Source organism: Bacillus sp. NPDC060175 (assembly GCF_042728695.1).
GTDB lineage: Bacteria > Bacillota > Bacilli > Bacillales > Bacillaceae_G > Bacillus_A.
On sequence record NZ_JBHWYR010000017.1, the window covers coordinates 1 to 13,853 of the forward strand.

11 protein-coding genes are annotated in these 13,853 nt (G+C 35.9%); 1 reads left to right on the forward strand and 10 read right to left on the reverse strand.

The window, feature by feature from the left end:
• Positions 1 to 182 precede the first annotated feature (182 nt).
• Positions 183 to 989: an ABC transporter permease subunit gene (locus tag ACFWDE_RS11040; RefSeq protein WP_002199699.1), complete on the reverse strand. Its 807-nt coding sequence runs from the start codon at positions 987 to 989 to the stop codon at positions 183 to 185.
• Complete coding sequence (locus ACFWDE_RS11045) at positions 982 to 1,875, reverse strand: ABC transporter ATP-binding protein (protein WP_377892270.1); 894 nt, start codon at positions 1,873 to 1,875, stop codon at positions 982 to 984. Before ACFWDE_RS11045 ends, ACFWDE_RS11040 begins: the two co-directional genes overlap by 8 nt.
• 164 nt (positions 1,876 to 2,039) lie before the next feature.
• Between ACFWDE_RS11045 and ACFWDE_RS11050 the strand changes: the two genes are divergently transcribed.
• Positions 2,040 to 2,633, forward strand: a complete 594-nt coding sequence (locus ACFWDE_RS11050) for a TetR/AcrR family transcriptional regulator (RefSeq protein ID WP_377892273.1) — start codon at positions 2,040 to 2,042, stop codon at positions 2,631 to 2,633.
• Positions 2,634 to 2,657: 24 nt separating this feature from the next.
• Here ACFWDE_RS11050 and ACFWDE_RS11055 read toward each other — a convergent pair whose 3' ends face one another.
• The 8 genes from ACFWDE_RS11055 to ACFWDE_RS11090 form a co-directional block, all read right to left on the reverse strand.
• Positions 2,658 to 3,689: an oxidoreductase gene (locus tag ACFWDE_RS11055; protein WP_377892275.1), complete on the reverse strand. Its 1,032-nt coding sequence runs from the start codon at positions 3,687 to 3,689 to the stop codon at positions 2,658 to 2,660.
• A gap of 272 nt (positions 3,690 to 3,961) precedes the next feature.
• Entirely contained in the window at positions 3,962 to 6,385 is a 2,424-nt protein-coding gene (gene parC, locus ACFWDE_RS11060; protein WP_377892278.1) for a DNA topoisomerase IV subunit A, read from the reverse strand.
• A gap of 1 nt (position 6,386) precedes the next feature.
• The gene (gene parE, locus ACFWDE_RS11065) at positions 6,387 to 8,351 is read right to left on the reverse strand and encodes a DNA topoisomerase IV subunit B (RefSeq protein ID WP_377892281.1); all 1,965 of its coding nucleotides are present in this window, start codon (positions 8,349 to 8,351) and stop codon (positions 6,387 to 6,389) included.
• 376 nt (positions 8,352 to 8,727) lie between these two features.
• On the reverse strand, positions 8,728 to 9,141 hold the full coding sequence (locus ACFWDE_RS11070) for a CoA-binding protein (RefSeq protein WP_002014313.1): 414 nt from the start codon (positions 9,139 to 9,141) through the stop codon (positions 8,728 to 8,730).
• Positions 9,142 to 9,276: 135 nt separating this feature from the next.
• Positions 9,277 to 10,518, reverse strand: a complete 1,242-nt coding sequence (locus ACFWDE_RS11075) for a S1C family serine protease (RefSeq protein ID WP_002066653.1) — start codon at positions 10,516 to 10,518, stop codon at positions 9,277 to 9,279.
• 203 nt (positions 10,519 to 10,721) lie between these two features.
• The gene (locus tag ACFWDE_RS11080) at positions 10,722 to 11,399 is read right to left on the reverse strand and encodes a response regulator transcription factor (protein ID WP_002087776.1); all 678 of its coding nucleotides are present in this window, start codon (positions 11,397 to 11,399) and stop codon (positions 10,722 to 10,724) included.
• A gap of 18 nt (positions 11,400 to 11,417) precedes the next feature.
• Positions 11,418 to 11,870 (reverse strand): anaerobic ribonucleoside-triphosphate reductase activating protein, encoded by a 453-nt coding sequence (gene nrdG, locus ACFWDE_RS11085; protein ID WP_201040719.1) that lies wholly within the window; start codon positions 11,868 to 11,870, stop codon positions 11,418 to 11,420.
• Complete coding sequence (locus ACFWDE_RS11090; protein ID WP_377892287.1) at positions 11,867 to 13,723, reverse strand: anaerobic ribonucleoside triphosphate reductase; 1,857 nt, start codon at positions 13,721 to 13,723, stop codon at positions 11,867 to 11,869. Before ACFWDE_RS11090 ends, nrdG begins: the two co-directional genes overlap by 4 nt.
• Positions 13,724 to 13,853 lie beyond the last annotated feature (130 nt).

The following is a 13,853-nucleotide window of genomic DNA, read 5'->3' on the forward strand; positions in this document are numbered from 1 at the left end:
CATAAAAATTCCATATAGTTTTTTAACATCGTTTTTTATCGTTACATATACACTAATTTAATAGTGTTAATTATATTTTCTAATAAACAGACTGTAGATTATCGTTAATAAATAATGTATATTTTAGAAATCTTTTTCCTACAAAAACGAAAAAAGCCCACTTTCTCAGTGGACTTTCTAATTTACAACGGTAAATCCCTCTTCCTAAATACTACAATTGCTACTATGAAGATACAAAGTGCTCCAGCAGTTAAACCTATACTTACCGGCCATATATTATATGTTCCTTCAGCAATTTCTTTCGGACGAAACAATGTAAACAAGGATATATTTCTCATCCACTCTAACTTATCGCTTAATTTCCCTACCATATCTAATACGAAAAATAGGATTGTTAAACTTGCTGAATAGCTAAGTGCCTTCCTTTCATCATTACATATACAGGAAAAGAAAAATGAATAGGCACTAACTACTAAAAATATTAGCCCCCCGACTACATTTATCTTCAAAAATAATTCTTTATTTAAATTATTATCTTTTAAAAACCATTCTGCACCTAATATACCAGCTACATAAGTAACAATTACAATAATTAGTAGTCCCAATATGAGAACAGCAGCTTGTGTAATTGCAATTTTCACCCTTGATACAGGTGTTGCTAATAAATATGCCATCGCCCCTTTATCTACATGACGAGCAATTAAATGCGTTGCAACCGTGACGCAAAAAATTGTTAAAATGATAATAAACAATAGGCTATAATATTCACCAGCTAAAAAATCCATTACATTTTGAATTGGGCTTTCCATTCCAACGATTTTTTTTACACTATCAGGCATGGCACTTATTAATTCATTTAACCCTTTCGCTGAAACCATCGATGGGAATATCCAAATTAATAACCATAAATAAAGAGCTGCACCAGTAGCATAGCTCAATATACTTTTTTGAGTTTCTTTCAAACTAGCTAAAAATAGTTGTTTATTCATGCTTTATCCCTTCTTTCTTCTCGTAATAATGCATAAATAAATGTTCTAAATCCGTCGCTCTCGTTTGAAGTGCCGTTACATTATAGTTTGAAAGTATTTGTAAAACAGTTTGATAGTTTCCTTGCACAATAATTGACGCCTCTCTACCTTTCACCCCTTCAAATTGCAAATCACATTGTTTAAGAGACTCGATTTCTTCCTCTGATGATACTGTTACATCTATTACTTGTCTTCGCATTCCTTGTAAATCATGAATATCTTCTACCGTTACAAGACGTCCATCTTTAATAATAGCTACTCTGTCACAAGTTCTCTCAATTTCAGTGAAAATATGTGATGACATAAGGATTGTTTTCCCTCTTTGCTTTTCCTCTAATATTAAATCTATAAATACTTGTTGCATAAGTGGATCGAGTCCTGATGTTGGTTCATCTAAAATTAGTACTTCTGGATCATGCATAAATGCCGCAACTATCCCTACTTTTTGTTTCATTCCTTTAGACATTTTTCGAATTGGTGTTTTCACATCGAATTGCAAACGTTCTATTAATTCATCTCGTCTTTTTATATCTTTTAACCCACGCATTCCTTGCATCAAATTTAAAAACTCTAATCCATTCATTCCTTCAATAAAAGAAATTTCTCCTGGTAAATAGCCAACTTCTCTTTGAATTTTCGCAGCATCTTCCCAACAATCTAACCCGAAAATTGTCGCTTTACCAGCCGTCGGTTTTATAAATCCCATTAAATTACGAATCGTTGTTGATTTCCCAGCACCATTTGGTCCTAAGTAGCCAAAAATTTCCCCTTCTTTCACTTCAAATGTAATATCAAACAAGCCTTTCCCATTTGAAAACTGTTTTGTGATATTTTGAACTGAAATCATAAGCCCACCTCATTTTTTGAAATATTTTAAGTATGATATTTCAAAATTATTGTACTCTTCATCTTTCATATTCGCAACAACTTTTTGAAATATTTATATGTCCATATTTCAAAATTATTGTTTTCAATTATTTTTTCTTGTATATTTTAAATGAGGTGATTGTATTGAACGGCTTTGAAAAAGTGAAAGAAAAGAAAAAACGTGCCATTAAAGAGGCAGCCTTCGTATTATTTTCAGAACGCGGATTTAATGAAGTAAAAATAGAACATATTGCAAAAAAAGCAAACGTTTCTCAAGTTACAATTTATAATCATTTTGGAAGTAAAGATGCGTTATTTAGGGAACTTATACAAGAATTTATAATATCTGAATTTCAATATTATAAAGAGCTTGCGGAAGAAAAATTACCTTTTCATGATATGATGCAAAAAATGATTGTAAGAAAAATGAATACGGGCGGGTTATTTCAGCCTGATATGCTACTACAAATGATGCAAAAAGACGAAGAGCTCCGAGAATTTATTTATAGTTATCAAAACGAAAAAATCCTGCCTTGGTATTTAGAAATATTAGAACAAGCACAGCGCAAAAATGAAATTAACCCTCATCTTTCAAAAGGAATGATGTTACTGTACATTCAAATGTTCACTAAATTAGGTGATGATTTCGGGGCACAGCTTCTTGAAGGAGATCGAGAAAAACATATACAAGATATAGTTACGATGTTCTTTTATGGACTTTCTGTTCCGCAAAAATAAAAAAGACACAGAATCGTGTCTTTTTTATTTTATCGAAATGACTCTACCAGTTTCACTACTTTCAATTGCCAATTGAATAAGTCTAATAACTTCCAAGCCTTCTTCTGCTGTTACAGGTGGTTTCTCACCATTTACAATACTATCTCTTACACCTTTATAATACATGTCATAACAGCCGACTTCTGTTGGAATACGTACTAACTCTTCTTCTGTTTCTAAAGTAGCAAAATTCTCTTCAGGGTCTGTTCCATAACCATTATCCCCTGGCTTCATTCCAGTCTTTAATTGTTCTTCCTGTGAATCCATGCCGTATTTCACAATAGAACCTTTATCTCCATGCAGTGTAAAATGCGGTCCAGCTTGCTTTACGTAGCTGCTACTATGTAAAATAACGCGCTTTACTCCGTAGTGAAGTACAACATGGAAGTAATCATCAACTTCTGCACCTGGTCGTTGTTTTATTACATCTGCGCTTATCGCATCTGGTTTCCCAAATAATGATAATGCTTGGTCAATTAAATGCGATCCTAAATCATATAATATACCTGATCCTGGTAAGTTCTTTTCTCTCCAACGATCGCGTACATGTGGGCGGAAACGATCGAAATGCGCTTCATATGCGTATACATTTCCTATTCTTTTTTCTTGTAATAATTTCTTTATCGTTAAGAAATCATTATCAAGACGACGGTTGTGATACACACTTAAAACGACATTATGTTGCTTCGCTAATGAAATAAGCTCTTCTCCCTCTTCAATTGAAACAACGAATGGTTTCTCCACAACAACATGCTTACCGTGTACAATCGCTTCTTTTACATATAGAAAATGAGTTGTATTCGGTGAAGTAATAACCACTAAGTCAATATCAGCTCGGTTTACTAATTCATCAATTGTACCAACAACTTCAGCATTTGGTAATGTTTGTTTCACTACTTCTTCTTTTGATGATAAAATAGCACGAATATCATACTCTTCTATCGTTTGTAATAACGGGATGTGAAATGTTGTACTAGAAAATCCAAATCCTACAATCCCTACACCTATTTTTTTCATGCTGCCCCTCCATTTATCCCGCTACTTGCGGGCAGTAAGATCCCTACCTCAAAATTCAACGAATGCAAAGAAGTTAGGTGAGGGTTGGGCTGCCCGTAAAAGCCCGATTGGTTCAACTAATAATCAGTGGGGAATGAAGAAAACCCCCACTGATTAAAGTTTCACTTTATGAGAACGATTTCATTTCATTATTATAACAAGATTATTTTTATATACATAATGATTTGCTTAGAAAAAAGCATCTTGCTATCATTCATAGCAAGATGCTCACTTTATTCCGTTCTTTTCTTCGTCCACGTTTCAATTACTTCACCAGTATCATTAACATCAAGTACTAAACTACCGTTACTATACCGGTCTTTATTTCGAAACGCTTTCGGATCAATTTCTTCTACAATGTGTTTCTCTGTCTTCATGTAAACTAATTCGTCATCTCGAACAATTTCAATACCGACAATGCGGTACGGATTACGTTTTAACTCTTTAAAAATTACAAGTCCTCGCTTCGCCCTCGTTGATTTCTCAATTTCCGATGCCTTTATACGTTTCACAGCACCTCGCTGCGTAACGAGAATAAGTTGATCTTTTTCGCCATTTAACGGTTTACCAGAAGCAACGTAGTCATCTTCTTTTAAGTTAATTGCTTTCACACCAGCTGCTCTTACACCAACTGGACTTACTTCTTCTTCATTGAATATAAGTGCATATGCACCATGTGTTGCAAGAACAATATCACTTGTCCCATCTGTCGCAAATATATCAACAACTTCATCATCTTTTTTCAAGTTTACAGCAACGAACGCCCGTGAATAACGCTGCACTTTATATTGGTTTAATTCTGTTTTCTTAATCATACCGTTTCGTGTAACAAATACGATAAATCGTTTTTCTTCTTCAAAATTCGGTACGACTGTTGCCCAAATTAACGATTCATCTCGCTCGAGTGAAACAAGATTCGCAACGTGTTGACCCAAATCTTTCCAACGAATTTCTGGCATTTCATACACAGGAAGATAAATATAATTTCCTTTGTTCGTAAATAAAAGAACGGTTTCTGTCGTGTTTGTATCGAAACGCTCAAGTAAGATGTCACCCTCTTTCATACCGAAGTATTTCCCGTTCGATGCATTATGCGAACGCCAACCTGTTCGTTTCACATAGCCTTCTTTCGTTACAGTAACGATGACATCTTCTTGCGGAATCATAACTTCCACATCAATTTTAATTTCTTCAATTTCCTCTTCAATTATCGCACGGCGATTATCACTATATGTTTTCTTTACTCTCTTCAAATCTGTTTTAATAACTTGAAAAAGTCTTTTTTCACTTTGTAGAATCGTCTGTAACTCTATAATTTTCTTACTAAGTTCCGCTGCTTCTTGCTCTAGCGCTGTAATATCTGTATTTGTTAAACGATATAATTGCAGTGAAACAATTGCTTCTGACTGCGCCTCTGTAAATCCAAATTTCGCACTCAAATTATCTTTCGCATTACGCTTATCTTTAGACCCACGGATCGTTTCAATCACTTCATCTAAAATTGATAATGCTTTCTTTAAACCTTCTACAATATGCTGACGATTTTCTGCTTTTCTTAATTCATATTGTGAGCGTCTTGTAACAACTTCTTTCTGATGCCCAATATATGCATCCAAGATCTTAGGTAATGTCATAAGTGTCGGACGACGATTATTTATCGCTACCATATTAAAGTTGTATGGAATTTGTAAATCTGTATTTTTATATAAATAATTTAAAATACCTTCAGCATTCGCTTCTTTTTTTAATTCTACAACGATACGAAGACCTGTACGATCTGTCTCATCACGTACTTCAGCAATTCCATCTAGCTTTTTATCTATACGTAATTCATCCATTTTCTTAACAAGATTCGCTTTATTTACTTCATACGGAATTTCTGTAATAACGATTTGTTGCTTCCCGCCACGAATCGTTTCAACCTCTGCTTTTCCGCGAATAATAATTTTACCTTTACCTGTTTCATACGCTTTTTTAATGCCATCTATCCCTTGTATAATACCACCTGTAGGGAAATCTGGTCCTTTAATAACTGTTAACAAGTCATCCACAGAACTATTCGGTTGATCGATACGCATCATTGTAGCATCAATTACTTCTCCAAGATGATGCGGTGGAATTTCTGTTGCATAACCAGCGGAAATCCCTGTAGATCCGTTCACTAATAAGTTCGGGAACATTGCCGGTAATACAACAGGTTCTTCACTCGTATCATCAAAGTTTGACACGAATTCTACTGTTTCTTTATCAAGATCACGTAATAACTCAGATGCGATTGGTGATAAACGTGCTTCCGTATAACGCATTGCCGCTGCTGGATCCCCATCAACACTACCGTTATTTCCGTGCATTTCAACTAAAACATTACGTACTTTCCAAGTTTGACTTAAACGGACCATCGCCTCATATACAGAGGAATCACCATGTGGATGATAATTACCGATAACATTACCTACTGTTTTAGCTGATTTACGAAACGCTTTATCATGTACATTTCCTTCTACATACATAGAATATAAAATACGTCTTTGTACCGGTTTTAAACCGTCACGCGCATCTGGAAGCGCGCGGTCTTGAATAATATATTTACTATAACGTGCAAAGCGGTCACCTAACACGTCTTCAAGCGGGAGGTCATGAAACTTCTCTGCCTGCATGTTATTCCACCTCCGTCTCCATAATCATTTCATTTTCTAAAATATTTCCTTCTTCTTGCATACCAAATTGTACATTACGCTCAATCCATTTACGACGAGGTTCTACCTTATCACCCATCAATGTCGTAACTCGGCGCTCAGCTCTTGATGCATCGTCAATTTTCACACGAATTAATGTACGTGTTTCAGGGTTCATCGTTGTTTCCCATAATTGATCGGCATTCATTTCGCCAAGTCCTTTATAGCGCTGCAACATATAGCCTTTACCGACCTTTTTCGTTACACCACCTAATTCTTCATCAGACCATGCATATTCAATTACTTCACTTTTCCCTTTTCCTTTACTTACTTTATATAAAGGTGGAAGTGCGATAAATACTTTACCAGCTTCAATAAGTGGTTTCATATAACGGTAGAAGAACGTCAGTAGTAACACTTGAATATGCGCCCCATCCGTATCTGCATCGGTCATAATAACAACTTTATCGTAGTTAATATCTTCAACAGCGAACTCATTCCCTACGCCGCCGCCAATTGCGTAAATAATCGTATTGATCTCTTCATTCTTAAAAATATCAGCAAGCTTTGCTTTTTCCGTGTTGATTACTTTACCACGTAATGGTAGCACCGCTTGGAAACGACGATCTCGTCCTTGCTTTGCTGAACCACCAGCCGAGTCACCCTCTACTAAATACAATTCGTTTTTCTGAGGATTACGTGATTGTGCAGGTGTTAACTTCCCGCTTAAAGTACCTTCTGATTTTTTCTTCTTCTTACCAGTACGCGCTTCTTCTCTCGCTTTACGAGCAGCCTCACGTGCTTGCGCTGCTTTAATTGCCTTTCTCACAAGAAGTGTAGCTACATCCGGATTTTCTTCTAAAAAGTAAGCTAAATGCTCAGATACAATTGCATCAATTGAAGAACGAGCTTCACTTGTACCTAGTTTCCCTTTCGTTTGCCCTTCAAACTGGAGTACGTCTTCTGGTACACGTACAGAAACAATCGAAGCTAATCCTTCACGAATATCTGTACCCTCTAAATTTTTGTCTTTTTCTTTTAATAAAGAAACTTTACGAGCATACTCATTGAACACACGTGTCATTGCTGTTTTAAATCCAGCTTCGTGTGTACCACCGTCTTTTGTACGTACATTATTTACAAACGAAAGAATGTTTTCTGAGTAACCATCATTAAACTGAAACGCTAACTCTGCTTCAATTCCATTTTGCTCACCCAAGAAATATACAACTGGATGAATCGAATCTTTCTCTTCGTTTAAGTATGAAACGAAAGCCTCAATTCCTGTTTCATAATGAAACACATCTTCTAAATCATTACGTTCATCTTTTATCGAGATTTTCATTCCTTTTAATAAGAATGCAGATTCACGTAATCTCTCACATAATGTTTCATAATTATAATTTGTTGTGCTGAAAATAGTTGTATCTGGTTTGAAGTGCATCGTTGTACCAGACTCTTTCGTTTTCCCGATTTTCTCTAACGTCGTTGCAGGAGTACCACCATTTTCAAAGCGTTGTTCATAAATGCTACCATCACGCTTAATCGTTACTACTAGCCATTCTGACAAGGCGTTTACAACTGATGCCCCAACACCGTGTAAACCACCACTCGTTTTATAGCCTCCTTGGCCAAACTTACCCCCCGCATGAAGTACAGTTAAAATAACTTCAGGTGTCGGTTTTCCAAGTTTATGCATTCCCGTAGGCATTCCTCGCCCTTTATCAATAACGCTAATACTATTATCTTTATGTATTACGACAGAAATTTCGTCGCCAAATCCCGCTAATGCTTCATCAACAGAGTTATCTACTATTTCATATACTAAATGATGCAATCCACGGCTATCCGTACTCCCGATATACATTCCCGGGCGTTTTCGAACGGCTTCAAGTCCTTCTAACACTTGAATTGCATCTTCATTATATTGGAACTGATGCTTCACCAAACTCCTTGCCCCTTTCCAAATTAAATAAGAACATATGTTTCTATTATAGAATAACGCCTCGACTATAGTTTTGGCAAGTTATCTTATCTCTTTTATATACTATTTTCAATAGAAAAATCCTTGTTTTTTCACAAGGATTCCTCTAGGCTACTATTTCAGAAAAATAATCGTTTGTCAACGAGAAATGGATATGTATTCCAACATTATACATTCCAGACCTTTATCATGATCCAAATGATCAATATCCAAAACGGGATAACAAGTAACAATCCCCAAAAACAGCCTTTAAAAAATCTCATGATGAACACCTCGTTCATCCGCCCTACTTATGTAAAAAGCGAGGGCTGAATCAATCTTTCTACCTTTAAAGTCTATACTATTTTGTCATTACATGCTCTACTTTAATACAACGATCCATTATTACTGTATAGCCTTTTTCTTGTAAAAGTTTATATGTATCTTCATCTTGTACTCCTAATTGTGCCCAGAAAACATCTGCATCAATCTCTACAAACTCTTTCGCAACATCCTTTAAAAATTCTGAGCGACGGAATACATTTACGATATCAACATGTTCTTTAATATCCGTCAGTGAAGAAACCGCCTTTTCTCCGAGTACTTCATCTACTGTTGGATTTACTGGAATAATGCGATACCCAGCATCTTGCATTGCTTTTGAAACCATATATGATGTGCGTTCTGGCTTATCTGATAATCCAACAACTGCAATCGTTTTACTTTTCTTCAATACTTCACCAATTTCCGTACGAGTTGGGTTTTCAATTATCATAATTAATCCCTCCTATACCTTTATTATATCCGATAAAGAAAGTCTCTTTCAACATGAAAGAGACTTTCTTTTATTCCAATTGATGTACGCTAATAAGCAGAAGGAAGAGAACTCTCCACTGATTAAATTTTATATTTATTGATTTTTTGTAGTTGAATTATCTGCTAATGTAGCCGATTTTGTCATTTTCTGACCGTTACGATAGAAAGTAACTTCTACTTTCTCGCCTACTTTTTTCTTTTCATATAAATATTTACGGAATTGAAGTGAATTTTCTACTTTTTGATCATCTAACGCTACTACTATATCATATTGCTCTAAACCTGCTTTTTCCGCTGGTGATATTGGATAGATTTTACCTAATACAACTCCATTTGTTACTTCTTTTGGCACTTTTAATTGATTTACTGCATAAGCTTGCACATCTTCTAATGAAACTACACCGACTCCAAGTGCTGGACGTTTCACTACTCCATCTTTTTCAAGTGATTCAATAACTGGTTTTGCGATGTTAATTGGAATTGCAAAACCAATACCCTCTACTGATTGCTGAGCTATTTTACTTGAGTTAATACCGATTACCTCACCGTTTTGGTTAAATAGTGCACCACCACTATTACCAGGGTTAATCGCTGCATCTGTTTGAATAACTTGTGCTTGCCAATCCGGACGCTTATCACCATCAATATCAACTGGAATTTCACGATCTTTACTACTAATGATCCCTTCCGTTACACTACCATCAAATCCTAACGGGTTACCAATTGCAATTGCTTTCTCACCAGCACGGAGCTTACTTGAGTCACCTAAACTTGCAACTTTATTAACATTTGACCCATCAATTTCCACAACAGCTAAATCTAACCAAGGGTCTTTCCCAACTAATTTCGCATCAACTTTTTTACCATCACTTAATTTTACAGTAAGTTTATTCGCTCCGTCGACTACATGGTTATTCGTTACAATATATGCTTTATTACCTGCTTTTTTATAAATAACACCTGATCCTGAACCAGCTTCTTGTTCTTGACCTGCCTGTTGCATCGCAAATGGATCAACACTTTGTTGCATATTAATCACACCAACAACAACATCTTTCGCGCCTTCGATCATTCCCGGTAAATCAGTTTCATTTTTCGCTTTATTTACAACTGGAACTACAGTTCCTTCTACTTGTTTATTAGAATTGAATGACGAAACAGCTGCACCATTATTTTGCACCCATGGCATGTACGGTGCTGCAAAACTAATCGAAACCGCCCCGACTACAGCTCCAACTAAACCTGTGAAAAAATATCCTTTTTTACTACCTGATTTTTTCATTTCTCTCGTTTCACTATGCTCTTCATTTAAATTCGGTCCGTCGTAATATCCCATGTTTTATTTCCCCTCCCTGGTGAATTCGTACTTTCAGTATAGTCACAGTTTGTGTCCTTCTTGTGAACTCATCGTGAAATCCAATTAAAAAAATACTCCTATCTATCATTGTAGACAAGAAAAGTATTTTTTGTACATTTCACCTACAAAGGAGAGTGTAGATTTGCTATATCCCAAAGCCGGGATGCATAGTAACTTAAAGGTTATTCTTCAAATTTGTAACCTACTCGAATAACAGTGCCGATATGCTTCGCCTTATCTCCTAGCTTATTTCGCAGTTTTTTAATATGTGTATCAACCGTTCGGTCATCACCGTAGTAATCATATCCCCATAACTGATCTAATAAATGTTGGCGTGACAACACAATTCCTTTGTTCTCCATTAAATAAACGAGAAGCTCAAACTCCTTATGTGTCAATATAATTTCTTCTCCATCTACTAAAACTGTTCTAGATAGTCGATTCACTTCTATTCCAGCTAATGACATAGTATTTTCTTCTGATACTCCTACGGCTCCATCCGCACGTTTCAATAACGTCTTTGCACGAGCTACTAATACTTTCGGACTAAAAGGTTTTGTGACATACTCATCTGCACCTAGTTCAAAGCCTAGTAATGTATCATCCTCATCAGAACGTGCTGTCAGCATAATAATTGGTACCGCTGACTCTTTTCTAATTCGTCTACAAACAGACCAACCATCTATTTCTGGTAACATAATATCTAACATAATTAAATCAATTGTATGTTCAGCAAATAATTCTAGCGCTTTTTTTCCATCTTCCGCTTCGATTACTTCAAAGCCTTCATTACGAAAATAATCACTAACAATTTCACGTAATCTTCTTTCATCTTCAACAAGTAATACTGTTTTATTCATATAACCTATCCCGCCTTTTTACTCTTTCAATCGAATAATACGTTGATTGGAGCTTCCGCGAAATGGAAGTGTTAAATCTTTTTTATCAAGTTCAAATCTTCCATCGACCAAAACATCCCCATAATGTAACAATTCTATCATATCATTATTTTGAGCACTCTGTATCTCTTCTAACGTGTAACCTGTATAAATCCATAGATTTTTTTTCAGATCCTTCACTGCTTTTGCTACTTTTTTCACTTCAGCAGCTTGAAAAAATGGATCTCCACCTGAAAATGTTACATCGGTTAATGAATTTTTTTCAATCTCTTTCACAATTTCTTCTACCGTCATTTCAGTTCCATTGCAAACATTCCATGATTTCGGATTATGGCAACCGATACAACGATGCGGACAGCCCGCAAAAAACACGACTGTCCGCAACCCTTCTCCATCTACTACACTATCATGAATGATAGTCATAACTTTCATTTATGCTTCACCCGATCCATCTCTTCACTACGTTTCGCGCTATTCCACTTTGACATATCTCCTACAAGATATCCTGTTATGCGGCGAATTCTTTCTATATTGACCTCGTCTTCATTGCCACAGCTTGGACATTCATTGCCAATAACTCCGTGATACCCACAACATTTACAACGGTCAACAGGATGATTAATTGAACCGTATCCAACGCCATGCTCTGCCATCGCTTGAACAATTTGTTTTAACGCCTTCTGATTATGCATCGCTGCTCCGTCTAGTTCAATATACGTAATATGCCCTCCATTACATAGAGCATGGAAAGGTCCTTCTAAACGAATTTTATTTATCGCTTGAATGTTATAATAAACTGGAATATGGAATGAATTCGTATAGTAATTATGGTTCGTTATACCGCTAATCACACCAAATTCTTCTCTATCTTTTTTCACAAACTTACCTGATAACCCTTCGGCAGGCGTTGCAATTATTGAGAAATTCAGTTGATGTTCTTCCATCGCCTTATCCATTCTCTTCCTCATAAAGGAAATGATTTCATATCCAAGCTTCCACGATTCTTCATTTTCTCCATGGTGCTTTCCTGTTAATGCTACTAAACATTCTGCAAGACCGATAAAGCCAAGACTTAACGTCCCTTGTTTTAAAATCGGCGCCACAGCATCTTCAGGTTGTAACGTTTCTCCACCACGCCATACACCTTGTGAATATAAGAACTGAAAATCTCTTGCTCTCTTTGTACATTGATAAGCAAATCTCTCTAATAATTGCTTAACGCCTAAATCTAAGTAATAACTTAGCGCTTCAAAAAACGCTTCTTTTGAACCACTAATTAGCGCTAATTTCACTAAATTAATAGAAGTAAACGATAAATTCCCTCTTCCAATTGCTGTTTCTTCCCCATGTATATTAGACATAACACGAGTACGACATCCCATATAACATACTTCACTTTCAGGTCGACCATCATAATGCACAGCATTAAACGGGGCATCTAAAAACGAAAAGTTAGGGAATAATCGCTCAACTGTCGTTTCTAACGCTAATTCAAATAAATCATAGTTCGGATCACACTCTTCAAAGTTCACGCCTTTTTTCATTTTGAAAATTTGAATAGGAAAAATCGGTGTTTCTCCTTTACCAAGTCCAGCTTGCGTCGCTTTTAAAAGTTGCTTAATTAAAAGCCGTCCCTCTTTCGATGTATCTGTTCCGTAGTTAATAGAAATAAACGGTACTTGTCCCCCGCCCCTACTATGCATACTATTTGAATTATGAACGAAAGCCTCGCACGCCTGATACGTATCATTTTCTGTTTCTTTCCATGCAAATCCCTCTATTTGTTCTTTCGTAAGCGGATATGACTGCAATCGTTTTTTATGTCTCTCTACTGTTTTTCTCACATATGGAGCTAAATCAATATCAAAGAGTGCAAACGATTGACCACCATGCTGCATATTTTGATTCGCCTGAAAAATAATTGAAGAAAGCGCCAACGCACTTTTAATATCTTGCGGTTGTCTCATATGTCCATGTCCAGTATGAAAACCATTAGCAAGCATTTGCGCTAACGGAATTTGTGAACAAGTCGTCGTTCCTGTTGCATAAAAATCTAAATCATGTGGATATAATATATTTTGATCTATCGCTTTTTTCACTTGATCTGATAATAATTTTTCTACTGCATAATACTTTGCGCTCTCAGATGCGAACGTTCCCATTACTCCCATTGGAGATCGGCCATCTACATTTGCATTTTCCTGCATTAAATCTTGTTCATTACCGTGAATAATTGTCTCAAATACTTTCATTAATTCTTCTCCACGTACATTTTGTTTCAACATTCATAACCCTCCACCAACATGTTGTTGTCTTTTGATTAAAATCATACAACATATAGTTCTTCTGTTCCTGTGAAAAATGTAACATTCCTGTGAAAGTTTTTTAAAAAATTAATGACTTTTTCATTTATAA

Excerpts from the sequence above, each read along its gene's own strand:
- ACFWDE_RS11045 (WP_377892270.1), bottom strand. The coding sequence starts at position 1,875 with ATGATTTCAGTTCAAAATATCACAAAACAGTTTTCAAATGGGAAAGGC.
- ACFWDE_RS11070 (WP_002014313.1), bottom strand. The coding sequence starts at position 9,141 with ATGATAATTGAAAACCCAACTCGTACGGAAATTGGTGAAGTATTGAAG.
- nrdG (WP_201040719.1), bottom strand. The coding sequence starts at position 11,870 with ATGAAAGTTATGACTATCATTCATGATAGTGTAGTAGATGGAGAAGGG.
- ACFWDE_RS11080 (WP_002087776.1), bottom strand. The coding sequence starts at position 11,399 with ATGAATAAAACAGTATTACTTGTTGAAGATGAAAGAAGATTACGTGAA.
- ACFWDE_RS11090 (WP_377892287.1), bottom strand. The coding sequence starts at position 13,723 with ATGTTGAAACAAAATGTACGTGGAGAAGAATTAATGAAAGTATTTGAG.
- ACFWDE_RS11075 (WP_002066653.1), bottom strand. The coding sequence starts at position 10,518 with ATGGGATATTACGACGGACCGAATTTAAATGAAGAGCATAGTGAAACG.
- parC (WP_377892278.1), bottom strand. The coding sequence starts at position 6,385 with ATGCAGGCAGAGAAGTTTCATGACCTCCCGCTTGAAGACGTGTTAGGT.
- ACFWDE_RS11040 (WP_002199699.1), bottom strand. The coding sequence starts at position 989 with ATGAATAAACAACTATTTTTAGCTAGTTTGAAAGAAACTCAAAAAAGT.
- ACFWDE_RS11055 (WP_377892275.1), bottom strand. The coding sequence starts at position 3,689 with ATGAAAAAAATAGGTGTAGGGATTGTAGGATTTGGATTTTCTAGTACA.